Origin of the sequence: Janthinobacterium sp. GMG1, from assembly GCF_034427795.1 — a bacterium.
GTDB lineage: Bacteria > Pseudomonadota > Gammaproteobacteria > Burkholderiales > Burkholderiaceae_D > Janthinobacterium.
In genome coordinates this window covers 483,833-505,885 of the sequence record NZ_JAXQNT010000002.1, presented here as the reverse complement: position 1 = coordinate 505,885, position 22,053 = coordinate 483,833, and the positions used below count along the sequence as shown (strand labels likewise).

General features: G+C 61.9%; 18 protein-coding genes and 1 pseudogene. 10 read left to right on the top strand and 9 right to left on the bottom strand.

What is annotated here, in order from left to right; translation table 11 throughout:
- Nucleotides 1-57 precede the first annotated feature (57 nt).
- Together creC and creB are read right to left on the bottom strand one after the other, a co-directional pair.
- Nucleotides 58-1,482, bottom strand: a complete 1,425-nt coding sequence (gene creC, locus SJI03_RS07235; RefSeq protein WP_322426689.1) for a two-component system sensor histidine kinase CreC — start codon at nt 1,480-1,482, stop codon at nt 58-60.
- Nucleotides 1,479-2,204, bottom strand: coding sequence for a two-component system response regulator CreB (gene creB, locus SJI03_RS07230; protein ID WP_322426688.1), 726 nt, complete (start codon nt 2,202-2,204; stop codon nt 1,479-1,481). Before creB ends, creC begins: the two co-directional genes overlap by 4 nt.
- Before the next feature lie 175 nt (nt 2,205-2,379).
- Here creB and SJI03_RS07225 point away from each other — a divergent pair, with 175 nt between their 5' ends.
- On the top strand, nt 2,380-2,925 hold the full coding sequence (locus SJI03_RS07225) for a tetratricopeptide repeat protein (RefSeq protein WP_322426687.1): 546 nt from the start codon (nt 2,380-2,382) through the stop codon (nt 2,923-2,925).
- A gap of 22 nt (nt 2,926-2,947) precedes the next feature.
- On the opposite strand, the gene SJI03_RS07220 is transcribed toward SJI03_RS07225, so the two are convergent.
- The 6 genes from SJI03_RS07220 to rpsL all read right to left on the bottom strand — a co-directional run bounded on the left by SJI03_RS07220 (nt 2,948) and on the right by rpsL (nt 8,928).
- Nucleotides 2,948-3,793, bottom strand: a complete 846-nt coding sequence (locus tag SJI03_RS07220) for a DUF817 domain-containing protein (RefSeq protein ID WP_322426686.1) — start codon at nt 3,791-3,793, stop codon at nt 2,948-2,950.
- Between the two features lie 154 nt (nt 3,794-3,947).
- Nucleotides 3,948-4,265: a 30S ribosomal protein S10 gene (gene rpsJ / locus SJI03_RS07215; protein ID WP_010394389.1), complete on the bottom strand. Its 318-nt coding sequence runs from the start codon at nt 4,263-4,265 to the stop codon at nt 3,948-3,950.
- Nucleotides 4,266-4,444: 179 nt separating this feature from the next.
- Nucleotides 4,445-5,635: an elongation factor Tu gene (tuf, locus tag SJI03_RS07210; RefSeq protein ID WP_100875273.1), complete on the bottom strand. Its 1,191-nt coding sequence runs from the start codon at nt 5,633-5,635 to the stop codon at nt 4,445-4,447.
- Nucleotides 5,636-5,707: 72 nt separating this feature from the next.
- On the bottom strand, nt 5,708-7,813 hold the full coding sequence (fusA, locus tag SJI03_RS07205; protein ID WP_099380512.1) for an elongation factor G: 2,106 nt from the start codon (nt 7,811-7,813) through the stop codon (nt 5,708-5,710).
- A 108-nt stretch (nt 7,814-7,921) separates the two neighbouring features.
- The gene (rpsG, locus tag SJI03_RS07200) at nt 7,922-8,392 is read right to left on the bottom strand and encodes a 30S ribosomal protein S7 (RefSeq protein ID WP_010394377.1); all 471 of its coding nucleotides are present in this window, start codon (nt 8,390-8,392) and stop codon (nt 7,922-7,924) included.
- 152 nt (nt 8,393-8,544) lie between these two features.
- On the bottom strand, nt 8,545-8,928 hold the full coding sequence (gene rpsL, locus SJI03_RS07195; protein ID WP_010394376.1) for a 30S ribosomal protein S12: 384 nt from the start codon (nt 8,926-8,928) through the stop codon (nt 8,545-8,547).
- A 426-nt stretch (nt 8,929-9,354) separates the two neighbouring features.
- Between rpsL and SJI03_RS07190 the strand changes: the two genes are divergently transcribed.
- Nucleotides 9,355-11,280: a phosphoethanolamine transferase gene (locus tag SJI03_RS07190; RefSeq protein ID WP_158301372.1), complete on the top strand. Its 1,926-nt coding sequence runs from the start codon at nt 9,355-9,357 to the stop codon at nt 11,278-11,280.
- A 9-nt stretch (nt 11,281-11,289) separates the two neighbouring features.
- Here SJI03_RS07190 and SJI03_RS07185 read toward each other — a convergent pair whose 3' ends face one another.
- Entirely contained in the window at nt 11,290-12,897 is a 1,608-nt protein-coding gene (locus tag SJI03_RS07185) for a MutS-related protein (protein ID WP_322426685.1), read from the bottom strand.
- A gap of 219 nt (nt 12,898-13,116) precedes the next feature.
- On the opposite strand from SJI03_RS07185, the gene SJI03_RS07180 reads away from it, so the two are divergent.
- From SJI03_RS07180 to SJI03_RS07145, 8 genes and pseudogenes are all read left to right on the top strand, one after another.
- The gene (locus SJI03_RS07180) at nt 13,117-14,382 is read left to right on the top strand and encodes an efflux RND transporter periplasmic adaptor subunit (RefSeq protein ID WP_322426684.1); all 1,266 of its coding nucleotides are present in this window, start codon (nt 13,117-13,119) and stop codon (nt 14,380-14,382) included.
- Nucleotides 14,383-14,416: 34 nt separating this feature from the next.
- A complete protein-coding gene (locus tag SJI03_RS07175) occupies nt 14,417-15,133 on the top strand; it encodes an ABC transporter ATP-binding protein (RefSeq protein WP_322426683.1) in 717 nt (238 codons plus the stop codon).
- Nucleotides 15,134-15,142: 9 nt separating this feature from the next.
- On the top strand, nt 15,143-16,465 hold the full coding sequence (locus SJI03_RS07170) for an ABC transporter permease (RefSeq protein ID WP_099380514.1): 1,323 nt from the start codon (nt 15,143-15,145) through the stop codon (nt 16,463-16,465).
- 28 nt (nt 16,466-16,493) lie between these two features.
- The gene (locus tag SJI03_RS07165) at nt 16,494-17,732 is read left to right on the top strand and encodes an ABC transporter permease (RefSeq protein WP_099380515.1); all 1,239 of its coding nucleotides are present in this window, start codon (nt 16,494-16,496) and stop codon (nt 17,730-17,732) included.
- Nucleotides 17,733-17,760: 28 nt separating this feature from the next.
- Nucleotides 17,761-18,675: pseudogene (locus tag SJI03_RS07160) on the top strand (sigma-54-dependent transcriptional regulator); the annotation flags it as partial.
- A 451-nt stretch (nt 18,676-19,126) separates the two neighbouring features.
- A complete protein-coding gene (locus SJI03_RS07155) occupies nt 19,127-20,443 on the top strand; it encodes a sensor histidine kinase (protein ID WP_322426682.1) in 1,317 nt (438 codons plus the stop codon).
- Between the two features lie 238 nt (nt 20,444-20,681).
- Nucleotides 20,682-21,206, top strand: coding sequence for an FxDxF family PEP-CTERM protein (locus SJI03_RS07150; RefSeq protein ID WP_099380518.1), 525 nt, complete (start codon nt 20,682-20,684; stop codon nt 21,204-21,206).
- A gap of 59 nt (nt 21,207-21,265) precedes the next feature.
- Nucleotides 21,266-22,045: a spermidine synthase gene (locus SJI03_RS07145; RefSeq protein WP_322426681.1), complete on the top strand. Its 780-nt coding sequence runs from the start codon at nt 21,266-21,268 to the stop codon at nt 22,043-22,045.
- Nucleotides 22,046-22,053: the final 8 nt, after the last annotated feature.

The following is a 22,053-nucleotide window of genomic DNA, read 5'->3' as shown; positions in this document are numbered from 1 at the left end:
TAAAAAAGCTGTGTGCGCTGACGATGCAGTCTGTGTGAAGCCAGTAAATAAAGTGCGCTAAGCCAGCAGCGGCAGACACAGGCGCGCACAGGCGCCGCCCTCCGCATGATTGAGCACCTCGACCGTGCCGCCATGCAGCGAGGCCACCTCGCGCACGAAGGGCAAGCCCAGGCCCGTGCTCTTGCCGGCGCTCGGGCGCGGCAGGGAATAGAAACGCTCGAAGACGCGTTCCAGCGCATACGCGGGGATGCCCGCGCCACGGTCGCGCACGGCAATTTCGACCTGGCTGCCCTGGCGCCGCGCCGTCAGGTCGATGCAGCTGTCCGGTGGCGCAAAGCCGGCCGCGTTGTCGAGCAAATTGCCCAGCGCCTGGCGCAGCAGCAAGGCGTCCCCGGCCACACTGCCCTCTTCCGCCTGCAACTGCAGGCGCACGCCGCGCGCCGCCAGGGTGGCGGCCGCGTCCTGCGCCACTTGCGCCAGCAGGGGCGCCAGCGCGATGCGCTCAGGGTGATCCAGCCGTTGCTGTTTTTCCACGCGCACGAGGGCCAGCAGCTTGTCGATCAGCTGCCGCTGGCGCGCATTCTGTTCCAGGATGCTGGCGAGAAACTGGCGGCGCTCGGCCGGCGGCATGTCTTCCTGCAGCAGCTCGGCCGAGGCCTGGATGGCGGCGATCGGGCTTTTCAATTCATGCGCCAGGGTGTGCATCAGCTGCTCCACGTATTCCTTGCCTTCCAGGCGCGTGCGCATCGCCTCGAGCGCCCGCCCCAGAGTGCCGATCTCGTTCTTTCCCAGCGCCGGCAGCGCCACCTTGCGCCCCGCTTCCACGTCGCCGATGTAATGCATCAGCTTGCCCAGCGCATGGTGCAGCCACCAGGCGAATGCCAGGCCGATCAGCAGCGACAGCAGCAACAGGATGGCGCCGCGCTGCAATATCTTGCGTTGGCTGCGCTCGACAAACGCTTGCACGCTGGCGTTCGGCTTGGCCACCGTCAGCACGCCGATCACCTCATTGCCGTCGCGAATCGGCGCGGCCACGTGCATCACCGTCGACATCTCGTCGTCGGGCCGGCTGCGCGTGCTGCGCGCGCCATACTTGCCCTGCAAGGTGAGGTACACGTCATTCCAGCGCGAATAGTCGCGCCCCACGTCGCGCCCGCTGGAATCGAACAGCACGATGCCGTGCCGGTCCGTGATGGTGATGCGGTAATCGAGCGTGCGCTTGCGCACGCCATTGATATTGACGTCCACGCCATGGCGCGCGTAATCCTGCATGCGTTCGGCCACGGGCGACTGCGCCAGCGTGCCCGCCTTCAGGTCGGGCGCCACCAGGCTGGCCAGCAGCTGCGAAGTGTCGACCAGGGTGTCTTCCAGGGTCGAACGCACGCCGGGCTTGACCTGCTCCATGAAGACATTCAGCAGGAACCACGCAGCCAAGCCCACGATCAGGAAGTAGCCGAGCAGGATGCGCAGGCCGATCCTCATGCGCCGGCCAGGCTGTAGCCGAGGCCACGGTGGGTGTGGATGGGATCGACCTGCGCATCGACGGCACGCAGCTTGGCGCGCAGCGATTTGACGTGTGCGTCGACTGTGCGCTCAAGCGTATCGGGCGCCCCGCTCCACACGCGCTCCATCAGCTGCGCGCGCGACAGCACGTGGCCCGGATGCTCGAGCAGGGTTTTCAGTAACAGGTATTCATAGCGGGTCAGGTCCAGCGGCTGGCCGTGAAAGAGCACTTTCGCCTCCAGCGCGCGCAACTCGAAGCGCGCCGGCGCGGCGGCAGGCGCGGCTATCGTCATGCCAGTCTCGCGGGGAGCTTGCGCGACACCCGCGCGGCGCAGGATGACGCGGATGCGCGCCACCAGTTCGCGTGGCGAAAACGGCTTCGTGACGTAATCGTCGGCGCCGATTTCCAGGCCGACGATACGGTCGATCTCGTCGCTGCGAGCCGTCAGGAAGATCACCGGCACCTCGGAAAACTGGCGCAGCCGGCGGCACACTTCCAGCCCGCTCATGTCGGGCAAGCCCACGTCAAGCACTACCAGAACGGGCATCTGCGCGGCTTCGCCGGGCGTTGGGCGCAGCGCGGCCAGGGCGTGCTCGCCCAACATCACATGGCGCGGCGTAAAGCCGTCCGTGCGCAAGGCATAGGCGATGCTGTCGGCAATCGCCTGTTCATCTTCCACGATCAGGACAGTCTTGGACATGGCGGCGGCACGCATTAGTGGACAGACCCGGAGTATCCCTGAAGCACGCAAGCGGCGTCAATCGCGCGCCTTGCCACGCGCCGGCAAAAAGCCACCCGCTCGAAAAAACTTATAGTATATTTATCGCAGCATGACTCCACCGATACACCGTGTTTGACACCCGTCCGAGGAGACTATGAAGAACCATACCATCAGCCTGCTATGCGCTGTCAGCCTGCTGGCCGCCTGCGCGGCGCCAGCGACGATCACCACCTCCAATGAACAGCAAGACGCCTGCAACGCGGCCGAGCTCAAGGGCCAGTTTGGCGAAGCGGAACTGGCTTGCGTACAGGCCCTGCACAGCGCCGAGCAGGCCGGGGCCAGCGCGGACATCCTCTCGCAGCGCCAGTACAACCTGGGCCGCATCAAGCGCTTGCAGGGCAAGAATGCCGAAGCGGAGCAGCTGTACCGGCAAGCGCTGGCCACAGAAGAATCGGCGCAGCCACGCAGCGATGCGCGCGTCGGCCGCCGCATGGTGGAACTGGCGTCGGCCCTGGCCGCGCAAGGCAAGTGGCAGGAAGGCACAGACTATCTGGAACGCGTGCTGCCGTTGCTGCCGAAGCTGTCGCCCGCCTCGCGCACGTATTCGGCGCAAGTGCTGCGCCAGTACGCCAGGCAGCTGCAAGGCGGTCCGCAGGCTGCGCTCGGCAATCGCTTCGACGCGGTGGCGGCCAGCCTGTAATAAGCAAACCCCGGAGCCCGGCCTACGGCTGGGCGACGTGGATGCTGGCCTTGATGTGCTTGAGGTGGGCCACGATGGTGAACGTCATCACCACCAGCAGCGACCAGGAGCTCCATTTGCTGACATGCACGACCGACCAGGCGCCAAGCTGGTTCGGATAGCGCCACACGCCCCAGAAGGTACTGATGTTTTCAGCCAGCCAGATGAAGAAGCCAACCAGCACGAAACCGAGCAGCAAGGGCATGCTGCGGTCGCGGTCGAGCGGACGAAATACCACCGTGGTGCGCGCGTACAAACCCAGCGCGCAGGCGGCCAGATACCAGCGATAGTCGCCGATGTAGTGATGGGTGAAGAAGTTGGCGTAGATCAACACGGCGATCAGCACCGCCATCCAGTACGGCGGATGATGACGAATCCGCATGTCGAGCAGGCGCCAGGTCTGGATGATGTAGCTGCCGACGGCCGCATACATGAAGCCGGAAAACAGGGGAACGCCGAACACCTTGGTATAGGCAAAGTCGGGATAGCTCCACGACTGGATCGTCCCCGATACCTTGAACACTTCCAGCGCGAAGCCGACCGCATGGAACAGGCAGATGGCCTTCAATTCATCCCACGTTTCCAGTCCGCTCCAGACCATCGCGCCCTGGATCGCCAGCGCCACCAGCAGCAATACGTCATAGCGTGGCAGGCCGAACAGGCCGGCGCGCGGCACCAGGAACACGGCAGCAAAAAACAGTCCCACAAACAGGCACGACCTTGCCTCCTTGATGCCGAAATACAGGAATTCGGTCAGGAAGCGCGGCCAGCCGCGCAAGCACTGACGGGGAGTGGCATTTAACAGGTGGGTATCGAGGGCATTAAGCATGCAGCAACTTTATCGGCCGGCCGCGGCACTGTAAAGCGATTTTGCAGAGATGCGCAGGCACCAATAGCAATGGGGCCGGGCGCACTCACGATCGTGAGCAGGCCCGGCCCCATCATCAGGCAGCGGGACACCCCGCCGGCCTGCTTAAAAACGATTATTGCAGTTTGATTTCGACATCAACACCAGCTGGCAGGTCCAGCTTCATCAGCGCGTCAACGGTTTTGTCCGTTGGGTCAACGATGTCCATCAGGCGTTGGTGCGTACGGATCTCGAACTGATCGCGCGAAGTTTTGTTGACGTGCGGGGAACGCAGCACGTCGAAACGCTGAATACGGGTAGGCAGTGGTACTGGGCCTTTGACGACAGCGCCGGTGCGCTTCGCGGTTTCAACGATTTCCAGAGCGGACTGGTCGATCAGTTTGTAATCGAAAGCCTTCAGGCGGATACGGATTTTTTGGTTTGGTGCCGACATGATATTTCCTTAAAAGAACGAACCGCGCGGTCTGCACGGCAATGAGGTCATACGGGAATTTCTGACGCAACAACCGTCAGGGTCGACATGATAGCACCAAAATGCTTGCCAACCCCGGCAGTTGAATAAAAAGAAGGGCGCCGGGCGACGACGCGTCTTCTTTTATGCAGGCTTAAGAATTAAGCCAGGATTTTTGCAACAACACCAGCGCCGACGGTACGACCGCCTTCACGGATAGCGAAGCGCAGGCCTTCTTCCATCGCGATCGGGTTGATCAGCTTGACGGTGATCGACACGTTATCGCCTGGCATGACCATTTCTTTGTCTGCTGGCAACTCGATCGAACCAGTTACGTCCGTCGTGCGGAAGTAGAACTGTGGACGATAGTTGTTGAAGAATGGCGTATGACGGCCGCCTTCGTCTTTCGACAGAACATAGATCTCGCCGGTGAAGTGCGCATGCGGCTTGATCGAGCCTGGCTTGGCCAGAACTTGACCACGTTGCACGTCTTCACGCTTGGTGCCGCGCAGCAGCAGACCAACGTTGTCGCCAGCTTGACCTTGATCCAGCAGTTTGCGGAACATTTCCACGCCGGTGCAAGTCGTTTTGACGGTATCGATAATACCGACGATTTCGATCTCTTCGCCGACTTTAACAATGCCGCGCTCGATACGACCGGTGACCACGGTACCGCGACCCGAGATCGAGAACACGTCTTCCACTGGCATCAGGAATGCACCGTCAACAGCGCGCTCTGGCGTTGGGATGTACGAATCGAGGGCATCGGCCAGACGCAACACTGCATCCACGCCCATTTCGCCTTCTTTGCCTTCCAGCGCCATACGTGCCGAACCTTTGATGATAGGCACGTCGTCGCCAGGGAACTCATACTTCGACAACAGCTCGCGCACTTCCATTTCGACCAGTTCCAGCAGCTCTGCGTCGTCGACCAGGTCGCACTTGTTCAGGAACACGATGATGTATGGAACGCCAACTTGGCGGGCCAGCAGGATGTGTTCGCGGGTCTGTGGCATTGGGCCGTCAGCTGCGGAGCACACCAGGATCGCGCCGTCCATCTGGGCAGCACCGGTGATCATGTTTTTGATGTAATCGGCGTGGCCTGGGCAGTCAACGTGCGCGTAGTGACGCGATTCCGTTTCGTACTCGACGTGGGCGGTGTTGATCGTGATACCGCGCGCTTTTTCTTCTGGTGCTGCATCGATCTGGTCGTATGCTTTAGCTTCGCCGCCGAATTTCTTCGACAGAACCGTTGCGATTGCAGCGGTCAGCGTGGTTTTACCGTGGTCGACGTGGCCGATGGTGCCGACGTTGACGTGCGGCTTGGTCCGTTCGAATTTACCTTTTGCCATTTTATTCTTCCTTAGAACAATGATTTAAATGTAGGGACCGGCATTCTCGTGAAAGCCGGCCCGGAACTTCTATTACTTAGCTTTCGAGCTTACGATTGCTTCAGTCACATGCTTAGGTGCTTCAGCATAGTGCTTGAATTCCATCGTGTAAGTCGCACGACCTTGGGTCGACGAACGCAACGATGTGGCGTAACCGAACATTTCCGACAGAGGCACTTCGGCCTTGATGATCTTGCCGCCACCGCCAGCAATTTCATCCATACCTTGCACCATGCCGCGACGCGACGACAGATCGCCCATCACGGTACCGGCGTAGTCTTCCGGCGTTTCCACTTCCACGGCCATCATCGGCTCCAGGATGACTGGCGATGCTTTGCGGCAGCCATCTTTGAATGCCATCGAAGCGGCCATGCGGAATGCATTTTCGTTCGAGTCAACATCATGGTACGAACCGAAGAACAGCGTGACTTTCACGTCGACGACTGGGTAACCAGCCATCACGCCCGAAGTCAGCGTGTCGCGCACACCTTTTTCAACTGCAGGGATGTATTCGCGAGGAACGGTACCGCCCTTGATCGCGTCAACGAATTCGAAGCCCTTGCCCGGTTCTTGCGGTTCGATCTTCAGAACCACGTGACCGTATTGACCACGACCACCCGATTGCTTGACGAATTTGCCTTCCGACTCTTCGCACACTTTACGGATCGTTTCGCGGTAAGCCACTTGTGGCTTGCCGACGGTCGCTTCAACGTTGAATTCACGCTTCATGCGGTCAACGATGATGTCCAGATGCAACTCGCCCATACCGGCGATGATGGTCTGGCCCGATTCTTCATCGGTACGCACGCGGAACGATGGATCTTCTGCTGCCAGGCGGTTCAGCGCCAAGCCCATTTTTTCCTGGTCGGCCTTGGTTTTTGGCTCGACTGCCTGCGAAATCACTGGCTCAGGGAAGACCATGCGCTCCAGAACGACGCTTGCCTTCTCGTCGCAAAGCGTATCGCCAGTGGTGGTGTCTTTCAGACCCACGACGGCGGCGATGTCGCCAGCGCGCATTTCCTTGATTTCTTCGCGTTCGTTCGCTTGCATCTGCACGATACGGCCGATACGCTCTTTCTTCTGCTTCACGGAGTTCAACACCGAGTCGCCCGAATTCAGGGTACCCGAGTAGCAACGGATGAAGCACAGCTGACCGACGAACGGATCGGTTGCGATCTTGAACGCCAATGCCGAGAATTTCTCATTGTCGTCAGCGGCGCGCTCGACTGGCTGCTCGTCCTCGTCCAGACCTGGGACAGGTGGAATGTCGATTGGCGATGGCAGGTACTCGATGACCGCGTCCAACATGGCTTGTACGCCCTTGTTTTTAAAGGCGGTACCGCACAACATTGGAACGATTTCGCTGGCGATGGTACGCTGACGCAGGGCAGCCTTGATCTCTTCTTCCGAGAGGTCGCCTTCTTCCAGGTACTTGTTCATCAGGTCTTCCGACGCTTCAGCAGCGGCTTCAACCATGTTCTCGCGCCACTTGGCAGCATCAGCAGCCAGGTGTGCAGGAATTTCGCCGTATTCAAACTTCATGCCTTGCGAAGCGTCGTCCCAGATAACCGCTTTCATCTTGACCAGATCGATAACACCGGTGAAGACATCTTCAGCGCCGATAGGCATCTGAATAGGTACTGGGTTGGCTTTCAGACGCGAACGCATCTGATCGTAGACCTTGAAGAAGTTGGCGCCGGTACGGTCCATCTTGTTCACGAAGGCCAGACGTGGCACTTTGTACTTGTTAGCCTGACGCCATACCGTTTCCGATTGTGGCTGCACGCCGCCGACTGCACAGTAAACCATGCAGGCGCCATCCAACACGCGCATCGAACGTTCCACTTCAATGGTGAAGTCAACGTGGCCTGGGGTGTCGATGATGTTGATGTGGTGAGCTGGGAAGTTGTTTGCCATACCTTTCCAGAAGCACGTAACAGCAGCCGAGGTAATCGTGATACCGCGCTCTTGCTCCTGTGCCATCCAGTCGGTGGTGGCAGCGCCATCATGGACTTCGCCCAGCTTGTGGTTCACGCCTGTGTAGAACAGGACGCGCTCGGTCGTGGTCGTCTTACCTGCATCGATGTGAGCGGAGATACCGATATTACGATAGCGCTCAATGGGGGTCTTGCGGGCCATAATTAATCCTAAATGAATGGACAAAACCGAGCAGCATTTTTTTGCAAAAATGAGCCCGGCCTCGAACAACAGATGCTTGACAGCCGCCTTGCGGTAGCTGGCTTTATATTAGAAGCGGAAATGCGAGAACGCTTTGTTCGCTTCAGCCATACGATGGACTTCGTCGCGTTTTTTCATCGCGCCGCCGCGGCTTTCAGCCGCTTCCATCAGCTCACCGCCGAGGCGTTGTGGCATCGATTTTTCGCTGCGCTTGTTAGCAGCTTCACGCAACCAACGCATGGACAGAGCCATACGACGGACTGGGCGAACTTCGACCGGCACCTGGTAGTTTGCACCACCGACGCGACGGGATTTCACCTCAACCAACGGCTTGGCGTTGTTGATTGCGGTAGCAAAAACTTCGAGTGGATCTTTACCCGATTTTGCTGCGATGTGCTCGAAAGCACCGTAGATGATGTTTTCTGCAACCGATTTCTTACCGGACAGCATCAGCACGTTTACAAATTTAGCGACATCAGTGTTGCCGAATTTTGGATCTGGCAAAATTTCGCGCTTGGGTACTTCACGACGACGTGGCATATCAATTCCTTTCAATCTTCAGTTGAGCGCGCGTTCTTCGCACACTCGCGGACGACCATCATAGTCTTCCACTTACTCGACCAGATGCGGTCGACTACATTCACTTAGCTAGTTGCCACTGAGCGAAACTTGGGTTTGCTGCGTACAACTTATTACTTCTTGCCTGCTTTAGCGCGCTTGGTACCGTACTTCGAACGCGATTGCTTACGGTCTTTAACGCCTTGGGTATCCAGGGCACCGCGAACCATGTGGTAACGCACACCCGGCAAATCCTTGACGCGGCCGCCGCGCAACAGCACAACACTATGCTCTTGCAGGTTATGGCCTTCACCGCCAATGTACGAAATGACTTCGAAACCATTGGTCAGACGAACTTTCGCGACTTTACGCAGAGCCGAGTTAGGCTTCTTTGGAGTCGTGGTGTAAACACGTGTGCAGACGCCACGTTTTTGCGGGCTGTTTTCCAGCGCCGGCGATTTGCTCTTCACGGTCAAAGCGACGCGTGGATTGCGAATCAATTGATTGATGGTTGGCATCGTTATAAATCCAACAAAAAACTACGATTAATAACCCGGGCAAGATGCCCGGCGACTAAAACCTCGTCCCGCTTTCATCTACTGCGCACCGGAGGCGCCCGCAGCCACTCGATAAGGAGCGGCCATGAAATGCCAAGCAATACGTAAACGATGAGCAGAATAAAATCGAGAACTCGCTAGTTTAGACCTTGTGTTACAGGGGGTCAATCGGTTTACCGCTTTTTGCTATAAAAAAAGGCAAAAAAGCGCGACTTTTGTGGCATTTTGACTAATCTTTGACCGCAGCACGCGGACGCCGGCACCTCGCGGCGCTTGATGATTTGGCATTCTTTCCCTGCAACCAAGCATCGGGCGCGCACATTCTTGTATGACCGCAAGACAACAAAAGGATTGATAATAGCGGACATTTTTCGCTGCCCTCCCCTTATGCGCTCCTTGCTTCGCCCCGCCAATCTGTTCCTGCTCCTGACGTATGCCTTGCTGACGGCCGTGCCTTTCGTCCCCGCGCTGCTGGGGCGTGCGCCCGAGCATCCCTGGCAGATGCTCACCTTCGAGCTGCTGGCCTGGCTGGCCGTCTGGAGCGTGTTCAAGCGTCCCGCCTACTTCCACTGGCTGCTGGTGCCGGCCTTCCTCGCCCTGCCGACAGAAATCTACCTGTTCATCTTCTATGGCCAGGGCATTTCCACGCACCACCTGGGGATCATCTTCGAAACCAGCCCCAAGGAAGCAATGGAATTCCTCGGACAAAAGGTCTGGCTGATGGGCGCAGTCATGCTGGGCGTGATCGCCTGGTGCGCGCTCAGCTGGTATGCGGCCACCCGCACGCGCAACCTCGACTGGCGCGGCAAGACGCGCCCGGCCGCCTTCGTGCTGCTGCTCCTGCTGGGCGGCTTCTGGTGGTATGGCTACGAATTCGGTTTCGACGCCAAAGTCCTGCACAGCGCCCCAGCATCAGCCAAGGCCAGTCAACCGGCGGCCAGCGGCAAGGCGGGCGCCTCAGGCTTCGGCGACGCCAGTTCGGCCGACGACGACACGGCCGAGGAAGACGAGGAAAGCAGCAAGCCGGAGAACGCCAGCATCGCCGGCGCCGACGAGACGGGCCTGGGCTGGCCCAGCCTGCCTCATTGGGCTCGCCTGCCCTACGCCTTCGACACCGTCAGCAATTCCTGGCCCTTCGGCCTGGCCGCGCGCGGCTTCGACTTCTATAAAGAACGCCGGTACCTGGCCGAACTGGGACAGAAAAGCAGCAGCTTCCGTTTCGGCGCGCACCAGCAACAGCCCGATCCCCATCCGGAAGTGGTGGTCATGGTGATCGGCGAATCGTCGCGCTACGACCGCTGGAGCCTGAACGGTTACGAGCGCGATACCAATCCCCTGCTGAAACAGGAAAGCAACCTAGTGCCGCTGGCCGACGTCATCACGGCCGTTTCAGCCACGCGGCTGTCCGTGCCCGTCATCATCTCGCGCAAACCGGCCACGCAAAGCCTCAAGGATGGTTTCTCGGAAAAATCCTTCCTCACCGCCTACAAGGAAGCGGGCTTCAAGACCTACTGGCTGTCGAACCAGATCTCGTTCGGCCAGTTCGATACGCCCGTGTCCGTGTTTGCCAAGGAAGCGGACGTGGTGCAATTCCTGAACCTGGGCGGCTTCACCAACAATTCGAACTTCGACCAGATCCTGTTCGACCCGTTCAAGAACGCGCTGGCCGACCCGGCACCGAAAAAACTCATCGTGCTGCACACCCTGGGCAGCCACTGGAACTACAGCCAGCGCTATCCGAAGGCGTTCGACAAGTGGCAGCCGTCGCTGTTCGGCGTCGACAAGCCTGTCTACACGGACACGGCCATCAAGCCGCAGTTGAACAACAGCTACGACAGTTCCATCCTGTACACGGACTGGTTCCTGTCGAACGTGATCGGCATGCTGAAGGACGACGGCCAGCGCACCGCCCTGCGCAGCTCGCTCGTCTACGTGGCCGATCACGGCCAAACGCTGTACGACGGCACCTGCCGCCTGGCCTTCCACGGCCACAACACGCAGTTCGAATTCCACGTACCCGCCTTCGTCTGGTATTCGCCGCAATTCCAGCAGCACTATCCGGACAAGGTGACGCAGCTGCGGCGCCATCAAAAGGCCCGCCTGTCGACGGAAAACATGTTCCACACCCTGCTTGACCTGGGCGACATCCGCTTTGCCGGCGAACAGCCCGAATGGAGCATCGCCAGCCCCCGCTTCAAGCAGCACAAGCGCTACGTCGACAGCTATGGCTGGACCAACTACGACAACGCCATCATCCGCGGCGATTGCCGCGAAGTGATCGACAAGAGCACGCCCGAAAAGCAGGAAAAGTAAGCCCGGCCCTCAGGCCCGTTCGAGCACGCCGCCGCAATCGGCCGGTTGCGCCATATGCGTGCTGAGCCAGTCGAAGACGCGCCCCGCCTTGTCCGCGATGCCGGCGTCAAAACCGCGCTGTGCCAGCAAGGCGATGCCATTCGTCGCTTGCAGCACGCCGGGCGCCAGCAGCAGCGCACCGGCGTCATCGCGGCGCACGCACCACGGCGCCAGGCAGTCTTCCAGCAGCGGCCCCAGCACCAGGTTGTGCGACGAGACGATCACCAGGTGGTCTGCGGCCAGGCTGTGCAACACGGCGGCCGCGGCCGCCACGGATTCAAGGTGGTTCGTGCCGCGGAAAATTTCATCGATCAGGAACAGCGCCGGCGCGCCCTTCTCGGCCAGCGCCAGCAATTCGCGCGCGCGCCGCAATTCGGCGATATACAAACTTTCGCCGCCATCGAGCGAGTCTTCATTCTGCATGCTCGAATACAAGGGCAGCATGGGCACCAGGGCCGCCTGCGCATAACAAAAGCCGAAAGCCCGCGCACTGATCAGATTGAGCCCCACGCCGCGCAACAGGGTACTTTTTCCCACCGCATTCTGCCCCGAAATGAACGCGCCGCGGCCATCGAGCCGCAGCGACAGGGGCTTGGCACCTGCCAGCAGCGGATGCACCATGGCATCGAGCGACAACTGCCGCGCATCGCTTTCCTGCGCCCAGCAAAACTCTTCGCGACCGCGCAGATGGCGCGCCAGGGCCAGGTCCGCCTCCAGGTCGGCCAACAGCAGGAAACTCTGGCGCAGGAAGGCGCGTTCGCGCCGCACCACGCGCAGGCTGTGAAAATAGCGCCGGATATTGCCCAACATGAGCCAGTCGTCATATTCGCTCAGCAAGGGAACCATCTTGATCCAGCGCACTGGCGTAATCTGCCGACTGATCACGCCGGCAGCCCGTCCGCCTTCTCGCAGCTCCGCCGTGAATGCCGTATCGAGCGCCCCCAGACGGCCATGCACCAGCAGTATCTGCTGCAAGGTAAAGACGCTGCGCTCCCACGGCTTGCAACGCTCGTAAAAACGCATCTGCAACGCCATCAGCGAGAACCAGACGGCCACCGCGACGGCCCATGCCAGCGGCGCAAACAGCCACGCAGTCAGCAGCGATGCCAACAGCGCCAACGGCGGTAGCAGCAGCCAGCGGCTCCACCACGGCGGCGCGGGCGGCGCGGCACCACACAGCAGCGCAGCCACTTCCACGTCTGCCGTGCGCAGCAGCAGCATGGCTTGCTCGATCACCGCCTGCTGTGCCGGCGCGGCCAGCAAGGCCTCGATACGCGCACACGATGCGGCGTCCGCCGTGCCGCTGGCCAGGCGCTGATGCAAGCGCTGCTGGCCAAGAATGCTGGTCTGCGTGGCCAGTTGCGCATGGTAGGCATCCAGCAGCATTTCATTCCACGTCTGGATATCGAGCTGAGGCACACCACCGTCGATGCGCTGCAGCATGGCGATGTCGCTGGCGGCAAATGGATAATCGAGTTCCGGCGGTTCGGGCAGGCTGGCAAACTGGCGCAACCAGGGACGCAGGCGGGCAAAAAGAGAGGGCGAAGGCGACATCATGCTCCAAAAAAGGGCCAGCATGGCGCCGCGCGCCATCACTGCCTGTGCCGCAGATCAGGTCGATTGCCAGAATATCAAGATCCATGCGCAAACGCCGCGACAATGCGGCGCCCGCGGACACGCTGGACAGCGCGGACACGGCGGACAACCGGACGCCAAATTTTTTTACCATTCAAATCAATGACTTAACAACTGGCATGGATCGTGCACTGGAAACGACATCCTTCACGAGACATGACCATGATCCGCGATACTTCCTCCCAAGACGCCGTACTGTCCGCCCCGCCGGGCCAGCGCCACAAGCAACGCGCCCTGCTGCTGGCTGGAGCCGTCATCGTCATCGGCGGCGCCATCGCTGTCGTTGCCGGCTGGCGCAGCAGCGAGCATTCCGTCAACAGCAACCGCCTGCGCATCGCCGAGGTCACGCGCGGCACCCTGATCCGCGACGCGGCCGTCACTGGCCGCGTGGTCGCCTCGATCAGCCCGACCCTGTATTCGACCACCGTGGCCACCGTCACGCTGAAAGCCAAGGCGGGCGACACGGTGAAAAAGGGCGATATCCTGGCCGTGCTGGAGTCGCCGGACCTGTCCGACGCCCTCAAGCGCGAACAATCGAGCGTGCAGCAGCTGGAGGCGGAAGTGGCGCGCCAGCAGATCCTGGCCAAGAAGCAGAAGCTGCTGGCGCGGCGCGAAGCCGATACGGCCGAAATCGAGCGCCTGTCCGCACAGCGCACGCTCGAACGCTACGAAAGCGTGGCGCAGGTAGGCATCATCGCCAAGATCGATTACCAGAAGGCCAAGGATGCCTTGAATTCGGCCGATATCCGCAGCAAGCACGCTTCGCAGGCGGCAGGACTGGAAAGCGAAGACGTGACGCTGGCCCTGAAAACAAAAAGCAATGAACTCGAACGCCAGCGCCTGAGCCGCGACAACGCTCAGCGCCGGGTCGACGAGCTGACCGTGCGCGCGCCCGTCAACGGCTTTATCGGTACCCTGTCGGTGGCCAACCGCAGCGTGGTGCAAGCCAATACGGCTTTGATGACCTTGGTCGACCTGTCGCAGCTGGAAGTCGAACTCGAGGTGCCTGAAACCTATGTGGCCGACATCGGCCTGGGCATGCGCGCCGAGATCGAAACGGGCGTCATCAAGGCGACCGGCAAGCTGTCGGCGCTGTCGCCCGAAGTGGTCAAAAACCAGGTGCTGGCGCGCGTGCGTTTCGATGGCGCGCAACCGGCCGGCCTGCGCCAGAACCAGCGCGTGGCGGCGCGCCTGCTGATCGATGAAAAACCGAATGTGCTGATGCTGGCGCGCGGCTCCTTCGTCGAAGCCGAAGGCGGCCGTTTCGCCTACGTCGTGCGCGACGGCGTGGCGACGCGCACACCGATCAAACTGGGTGCGACCAGCGTCGCGGCAGTGGAAATCCTCGACGGCCTGAAGCTGGGCGACAAGGTGGTCGTCGCCGGCACGGAAAACTTCGAGAACGCTGCCCGCGTCTCGCTTAACTGACACATCATTCAACTTATATCCTGAGAGGCCCTCCATGTTGCGCATGCAAAACCTGAGCAAAGTCTACCGCACCCACATGATCGAAACCCACGCCCTGCGCGGCTTCGACATCCATGTGCGACAAGGTGAATTCGTCACCGTCACGGGGCCGTCCGGCTCAGGCAAGACAAGCTTCCTGAACATCGCCGGCCTGCTCGAGGAATTCACGGACGGCGAATACATCCTCGAAGGCGTCAACGTCAGGGGCATGGACGACAATGCCCGCTCGCGCCTGCGCAATGAAAAGCTGGGCTTCATCTTCCAGGGTTTTAACTTGATTCCCGACCTGTCGCTGTTCGACAATGTCGACGTGCCGCTGCGCTACCGGGGCTTCAACCGCGCCGAGCGCAAGGAGCGCATCGAGGAAGCACTGGCCAAGGTCGGCCTGGCGTCGCGCATGAAGCATTATCCGGCCGAATTGTCGGGCGGACAGCAGCAGCGCGTGGCGATCGCGCGCGCGCTGGCCGGCTCGCCCAAGCTGCTGCTGGCCGATGAACCGACGGGCAACCTCGATACGCAGATGGCGCGCGGCGTGATGGAACTGCTGGAAGAAATCAACGCGCAAGGCACCACCATCCTGATGGTCACGCACGATCCGGAACTGGCGCTGCGCAGCCAGCGCAATGTGCACATCATCGACGGCCAGGTGTCGGACCTGGTGCAGCACCGCGCCACGCTGTCGGCCAAGCCGCAGCACCCCGTGACAGCGTAAGGAGAGACCATGTTCCGCTACTATTTCACGCTGGGCCTGCGCAGCCTGCGCCGCAACCGCGCCCTGACGGCGCTGATGGTGCTGACCCTGGCCGTCGGCGTGGCCGCCAGCGTGTCCACCGTCACCATCCTGCACGCCATGTCGGGCGATCCGCTGCCGCACAAGAGCGACCGCCTGTTCGTGCCGATGATCGACATCCTGCCCGTCAAAGGCTACGTGCCCGGCGACAAACCCAGCTTCGCGCAATCCCAGATGAGCTATATCGACGCGCGCAATTTCATGGCCAGCAAAGTGGGCGTGCGCCGCACCGTGATGTACGGCGTGGCCGGCCCGGTCGAGCCCTTGCGCAAGGATATCGGCGTCTTCAATGCGCAGGGCATGGCGCCCACGCGCGACTTCTTTGCCATGTTCGAGCCGACGTTCCTGTACGGCCAGCCATGGAGCGAAGCCGACGACGCCAGCGGCGCCGATGTGATCGTGCTGAGCCGCGCGCTGTCCGAAAAGCTGGTCGGCAGCAGCAATCCGGTCGGCCAGCGTGTCACGGTGCTGGGCCGGCCCTACATGGTGACGGGCGTGCTGGCCACCTGGGACGTGGTGCCACGCGCCCATCACATTATCGGCAGCAAGGGCGCATTCGGCCCGGAGGATGAATTTTTCATTCCGTTTGCCAGCGCCATCCGTCACGAAACCGAGCACGATGGCGGCATGAGCTGCAACGGCGACAATAACGCACCCGGCTACCAGGGCAGGCTCGCGTCGGGCTGCACCTGGCTGCAGTTCTGGTTCGAGATGGCCAGCAGTGGTGAGCGTGGCCAGCTGCAGCAGTACCTGGACGCCTATGCGGGCGAGCAGCGCAAGCTGGGACGCATGAAGCGCAACGCGCCGAACAGCCTGTACGACCTGAACGAGTGGATGAGCTTTTTGCAGGTAGTCGACAACGACAACAAGCTGGCAGCCTGGCTGGCCTTCGGCTTTCTGCTGCTATGCCTGGTCAATACCATCGGCCTGCTGCTGGCGAAGTTTTCCGTGCGCGCCAGCGAGGTGGGCATCCGCCGCGCGCTGGGCGCCACGCGGCGCGACATCTTCCGCCAGTTCCTGATCGAAAGCGGCGTGATCGGCCTAGCCGGCGGCGTACTGGGCTTGCTGCTGGCGCTTGGCGCGCTGGCCGTGGTCAGCCGGCAGTCCGAGGACCTGGGCACCGTCGCGCACATGGATGTACCGATGCTGTTGCTGACGTTTGCCATGTCGGTGCTGGCGGCCCTGATGGCCGGCCTGTTGCCCACCTGGCGCGCCTGCCAGGTGACGCCGGCTATCCAGCTCAAATCCCAATGAACATCCTTTACCCTACATGAGGTCCAGCATGGAAATCCGTCCCATCCTGTCGGCGCTGATGCGCAGCAAAACCGGCGCCGTCCTGGTGGCCGTGCAGGTCGCGATCAGCCTGGCCATCCTGGCCAACGCCCTGTATATCGTCAACGTACGCCAGGCCGTCGCCGCGCGGCCCAGCGGCGTGGCCGCTGAAAACGACGTTTTTTACGTCAATATCCAGAACCTCAACCGAGGCAGCCATGAGCGCCAGCTCGCCGAACAGAAGCGCCAGGCGGCACTGCTGCGCGCACTGCCGGGCGTGATGTCGGTGGCGCAAACGTCACAGGCGGTGCTGTCGCGCTCAGGCCACTCCACCAGCGTGTCGGCCAAGCGCGGCCAGGCCTCGGCCAGCGCCGAAGTGTCCACCTATGTCAGTCCCGATTCGCTGATCAGAACGTATGGTTTGCAATTGGTCGAAGGGCGCGATTTCCAGCCCGACGAGGTGCCCGAAATCAACGAAGACGTCGACGAGAGCTCGCCCAAGGTGCTGATACTGACGCGGGCGGCGGCGCAAAAGATCTGGCCCGGCGAGGCCAGCTTTGTCGGCAAGACCTTGTACCAGGGCACCGGCTCGGACGACCCGGAACTGCGCGTGGTGGGCGTCGTCGAGCGGCTGCAGACCCAGGGAGCGCAAACCAAGCCCCGTGGCGAATACTCGGCGCTGCTGCCGGCGCGCCTGACGGGCGGGCGTGGACTGCTGCTGTACGCCGTGCGGGCAGAACCTGGCCAGCGTGACCGCCTGATGCAGGAGGCGGAACAGGCCATCCGCACCTCCAGCACGGACCGGCTGCTGGTCACCACCGACACCCTGGAACAGCATCGCAAGGCGCGCTACCGGGCCGACCAGGGCTTGTCATGGATGCTGATCTCCGTATCGACCCTGCTGCTGCTGGTGACGGCCAGCGGCATCGTCGGCATCGCCAGCCTGTGGGTGACGCAGCGGCGCAAGCAGATCGGGGTACGCCGTGCACTCGGTGCGCGCCGCATCGACATCCTGCGCTACTTCCTGACCGAGAATTTCATGATCACCAGCGTCGGCGTGGCGTGCGGCGTGCTGCTGGGATTGGGCTTGAACCAGCTGCTGGTGAGCCAGCTGGAAATGGCGCGCCTGCCACCCGGCTATCTGCTGGCCGGCGCGCTCGTGTTCTGGCTGCTGGGCGTGGGCGCCGTGTACGGCCCGGCCTGGCGCGCGGCCAGTATTTCGCCGGCCACTGCCACCCGCAGTACCTGAGCCGGCACCTGAGTGATATGCTGCGCGCATGCCTACCGTACTGATTATTGACGACAATGCCGCCGTGGCCATCGCGCTGGACGTGCTGTTCTCCTTGCACGAGATCGACGCCGTGCGCGCCGCCTCGCCCGAGGAAGGCCTGCAGCTGCTCGAACGCCACGCCATCGACCTGGTGGTGCAGGACATGAACTTCACTGCCGACACCACCTCGGGCGAGGAAGGCAGCGCGCTGTTCCACGCCATCCGCGCGCGCCACCCGGACCTGCCCGTGATCCTGCTGACGGCATGGACCCAGCTCGATGCGGCCGTCGACCTGATCAAGTCCGGTGCGGCCGATTACCTGGCCAAGCCGTGGGATGACCGGCGCCTGATCGCTTCCGTGCAGAACCTGCTGGAACTGGGACAGGCCAACCGCGCGCTGCGCCAGCGCGTGGTGGCCGAGCAGCGCCAGCGCCACACCCTGGAGCACGACTTCGACTTGCGCGGCATGGTGTGGCAAGACCCGGCCACGGAAAGAGTCGTGCACCTGGCGTGCCAGGTGGCGCGGGCCGACGTGGCCGTGCTCATTTCGGGGCCGAACGGCAGCGGCAAGGAACGCATCGCCGCCATCGTGCAAGCCAATTCCCACGTTGCCAGCGGCCCCTTCGTCGTGCTCAATTGCGGCGCCGTGCCGGTCGAGCTGATCGAGGCGGAACTGTTCGGCGCCGAAGCGGGCGCCTACACGGGCATCACGCGCGCGCGCGACGGCAAGTTCGATGCGGCCGACGGCGGCACCTTGTTCCTCGACGAGATCGGCAACCTGCCGCTGGCCGGTCAAATGAAACTGCTGCGCGTGCTGGAAACGGGACGCTTCGAGCGCCTCGGCTCGAACCGCGAGCGGCAGGTGAAAGTACGCGTCATCAGCGCCAGCAACGCCGACCTGCCGGCGATGATCAAGGCCGGCACGTTTCGCGAAGACCTGTTCTACCGCCTGAACGTGATCGAACTGCGCCTGCCGCCGCTGGCCCAGCGCCCGCTTGACATCCTGGTGCTGGCGCGGCATTTCCTGGGCAGTGAAAAAACCCTGGACGCCCAGGCCGAGGCCACCCTGCTGGCGCATGGCTGGCCGGGCAATGTGCGCGAACTGAAAAACGTCATGCAGCGCGCCAGCCTGCTGACGGCCGGTCCGGTGATCGGCGCGCAGGAGACGGGCTTGCCGCTGGCCGGTATGCCGTCGCTGCGCGCGCCGCAGGATGCTGCCGTGACGGAGCCGGACCGCGACAGCGTCGCCGCGGCGCTCGCGCGCGCGCACGGCGTGGTGGCGCAGGCGGCGCAGGAAAGGGGCTGTCGCGCCAGGCGCTGTACCGGCGCATGGAACGCCTGGGCATCGCGCGCGGCTGATGGCCTACCGCCCCATGCGTCTCTCCCTGCTCACGCGCTGGACGGCGCTGATCATCACCCTGCTGGTGCTGGGCATCGTCATCGCCCTGCTGCTCGCGCATTTTTTACCCGACCAGCCGCTGCTGGTGCTGGCGGGTACCCTGCTGTGCGTGCTGCCGGTGGCCGTCATTACCATCCGCGCGCAGCTGCAATCGATGCTGTCGCTGTTTCGCGCCTTGAGCGGAACGGTCGCCAGCTACCAGGACGGCGACTTCGGCTTCAGCTTGCGCTGGCAGCAGAACGATGAACTGGCCGACCTGGTGGCGGCCCACAACGCGCTCGGCGACGTGCTGCGCAAACAGCGCCTGGACCTGGTGCAGCGCGAACTGCTGCTCGACACCATGGTGCAAAACACGCCGGTGGCCATGCTGCTGGTGGCCGAGGGCAGCGCCATCGTCTACGCCAACCTGGCCGCGCGCCAGTTGCTGCATCAGGGGCGCCGGCTCGAAGGGCATCACCTGGCCGACATCGTGCAGCAGGCGGCACCGGCCCTGGCCGAAGCGCTGGCGCGCCGCAACGACGGCCTGTTTACCAGCGGCGAGGGGGAACAGGAAGAGGTGTATCACCTGGCGCGGCGCAGCTTCAGCCTGAACGGGCGCAAGCACGAACTGCTGCTGTTGCGCCAGCTGACCCTGGAACTGCGCCGCCAGGAAGTGCAGACCTGGAAAAAAGTCATCCGCGTCATCAGCCATGAACTCAACAACTCGCTGGCGCCTCTGGCCTCGCTGGCCCATTCCGGCGCCGAGCTGGTACGCCGCGGCCAGACGGAACGCCTGCCGCAAATCCTCGCCACCATCGAGGAGCGCACGCGCCACCTGGAAACCTTCATCCTCGGCTATGCGCGCTTTGCCAAGCTGCCCGCGCCGCGCCTGGCGCCGTGCGAGTGGCAGCCTTTCCTCGACAGCCTGGCATCGCAGGCGGCCTTCACGCTCGACGGCCCGCCACCCGCGCAGGCGGCCGTGTTCGATGCGGCGCAAATGCAGCAGGCACTGCTGAACCTGCTCAAGAACGCGCTGGAGTCCGGCTCCAAGCTCCAGCATATCGGCCTGCACGTCAGCCAGGCGCAAGGGCAGCTGCGCATCGAAGTGCGCGACCGCGGCCCGGGCATGAGCGGCGCCGTGCTGGAAAACGCGCTGGTGCCGTTCTATTCCACCAAGCGCAGCGGCACGGGACTGGGCCTGGCCCTGGCGCGCGAAATCGCCGAAGCCCATGGCGGGCGCATCACGCTGGCCAACCGCGAGGACGGCGGCCTGGCGGTGACCTTGATTCTTCCCTTGCTGGACAGAAATTAGTTACTGGTGTAACGATTTTTTCATCACACGCTGGGCAATTATTTTTCAGTATTATATTGATAATTAGAGTTTTTAATATTGCAACATCGCGAGCGCCATGCCCGTGTGTTAGAAATAAGCTATTTAAGTTTGCATAATGATATAAAAATAGCTCATTGACAATGAAATGTCCTGGCGATAATTTATCTGAGCGGCACGGTTTTTTTGAAACATCAATCGTTTTTTCGCGGGGATAAAAATGAAACTGAAATCACTCATCGCAGTAGCACTCTTGAGCGCGGCTTCCATCGGCGTAGCCCAGGCAACAGCGTACAACGTGGACCTGACCAACACCACTGGCGACCTGTGGACGGGCGGCTTCAACGCCACGCCCACTCCGCTCGGCGGCTTTACCGATACGTTCACCTTCACTCCCGACGCCACTTTCGGCTCGACCGCGCAAGCCTTCCTGGCCAACCTGTCGGTCACGGGAAGCGATGCGGCCTCCATCAACTTCAGCGGCGCCAACCTGAACGGCATCGCGCTGACGGGCTTTGGCGGACCCACCGTCTTCGGCTATGCCCAGGGCGAGGTGCTGGCGCAAACCAGCCTGCTATTCAACGGTCCGATGGTTCTCACCGTCATGGGCAACAGCAATGGCGGCAGCTATGGCGGCACCTTCAACCTGAACCTGGCCCCCGTTCCTGAACCGGAAACGTATGGCATGCTGCTGGCCGGGCTGGGCGTACTGGGCTTCCTGGCGCGCCGCCGCAAGCAATCTTGAGCTCTCCCCCAAAAAGACGCTGCGGCGTCTTTTTTTCGGCCGGCTGCTAAACTGGCGCCATGACGACCGACTTTACCTCCACCACCCATACCGCTTTCAGCCACCCGGGCCACCCGCCTGCCACCACCACAGAACACCGCGGCATCCGCTACCTGCACCTGGGGACCAAATGGGTACAGGGCGCCATGCGCCTGGACAAGCCCGACGCCATCGAGCTCGAATACGTGCAGATGATGATGATGTGGATGCTGTTCAAGACGCAGCCCAAACGCATCGTGCAGCTGGGTCTGGGCAGCGCCGCGCTGACCAAATTCAGCTACCGCCGCTTCCCCGATGCCACGGTCACGGCCATCGAACTCAATCCGAACGTGATCGCCATCTGCGGCGCCCAGTTCGCGCTGCCGCCGAACGACGCGCGCCTCGACGTGCGTGAAATGAATGCGCTCGACTTCGTGCTCGATCCGGCCAACCACGGCACGGTCGACGCGCTGCAAGTGGACCTGTATGACGAAGACGCGCGCGGCCCCGTGCTCGACACCCCCGAGTTCTACCAGGCTTGCCACGACTGCCTGACGGACGACGGCATCATGTGCACGAATGTCTTCGGCGACTTCCCCAACTACGACAAGAATTTGCAGGCGATGGAACTGGTCTTCGACGCCGTCGTCTGGGTGCCGGAAATGGAAGATGAAAACATCGTCGTTCTCGCTTTCAAAAAATCGCCATCGCTCGACTTCAGCGAGCTATACGAGCGCGCCGCCACCATCAGGAAGCAGTTCAACCTGCCGGCCAAGAACTGGGTCAACGGCTTGAAGCAGTGGATGCAGGACCAGCAATAGGGTAGTTG

Excerpts from the sequence above, each read along its gene's own strand:
- creC (WP_322426689.1), bottom strand. The coding sequence starts at position 1,482 with ATGAGGATCGGCCTGCGCATCCTGCTCGGCTACTTCCTGATCGTGGGC.
- creB (WP_322426688.1), bottom strand. The coding sequence starts at position 2,204 with ATGTCCAAGACTGTCCTGATCGTGGAAGATGAACAGGCGATTGCCGAC.
- SJI03_RS07225 (WP_322426687.1), top strand. The coding sequence starts at position 2,380 with ATGAAGAACCATACCATCAGCCTGCTATGCGCTGTCAGCCTGCTGGCC.
- SJI03_RS07220 (WP_322426686.1), bottom strand. The coding sequence starts at position 3,793 with ATGCTTAATGCCCTCGATACCCACCTGTTAAATGCCACTCCCCGTCAG.
- rpsJ (WP_010394389.1), bottom strand. The coding sequence starts at position 4,265 with ATGTCGGCACCAAACCAAAAAATCCGTATCCGCCTGAAGGCTTTCGAT.
- tuf (WP_100875273.1), bottom strand. The coding sequence starts at position 5,635 with ATGGCAAAAGGTAAATTCGAACGGACCAAGCCGCACGTCAACGTCGGC.
- fusA (WP_099380512.1), bottom strand. The coding sequence starts at position 7,813 with ATGGCCCGCAAGACCCCCATTGAGCGCTATCGTAATATCGGTATCTCC.
- rpsG (WP_010394377.1), bottom strand. The coding sequence starts at position 8,392 with ATGCCACGTCGTCGTGAAGTACCCAAGCGCGAAATTTTGCCAGATCCA.
- rpsL (WP_010394376.1), bottom strand. The coding sequence starts at position 8,928 with ATGCCAACCATCAATCAATTGATTCGCAATCCACGCGTCGCTTTGACC.
- SJI03_RS07190 (WP_158301372.1), top strand. The coding sequence starts at position 9,355 with ATGCGCTCCTTGCTTCGCCCCGCCAATCTGTTCCTGCTCCTGACGTAT.
- SJI03_RS07185 (WP_322426685.1), bottom strand. The coding sequence starts at position 12,897 with ATGCTGGCCCTTTTTTGGAGCATGATGTCGCCTTCGCCCTCTCTTTTT.
- SJI03_RS07180 (WP_322426684.1), top strand. The coding sequence starts at position 13,117 with ATGATCCGCGATACTTCCTCCCAAGACGCCGTACTGTCCGCCCCGCCG.
- SJI03_RS07175 (WP_322426683.1), top strand. The coding sequence starts at position 14,417 with ATGTTGCGCATGCAAAACCTGAGCAAAGTCTACCGCACCCACATGATC.
- SJI03_RS07170 (WP_099380514.1), top strand. The coding sequence starts at position 15,143 with ATGTTCCGCTACTATTTCACGCTGGGCCTGCGCAGCCTGCGCCGCAAC.
- SJI03_RS07165 (WP_099380515.1), top strand. The coding sequence starts at position 16,494 with ATGGAAATCCGTCCCATCCTGTCGGCGCTGATGCGCAGCAAAACCGGC.
- SJI03_RS07155 (WP_322426682.1), top strand. The coding sequence starts at position 19,127 with ATGCGTCTCTCCCTGCTCACGCGCTGGACGGCGCTGATCATCACCCTG.
- SJI03_RS07150 (WP_099380518.1), top strand. The coding sequence starts at position 20,682 with ATGAAACTGAAATCACTCATCGCAGTAGCACTCTTGAGCGCGGCTTCC.
- SJI03_RS07145 (WP_322426681.1), top strand. The coding sequence starts at position 21,266 with ATGACGACCGACTTTACCTCCACCACCCATACCGCTTTCAGCCACCCG.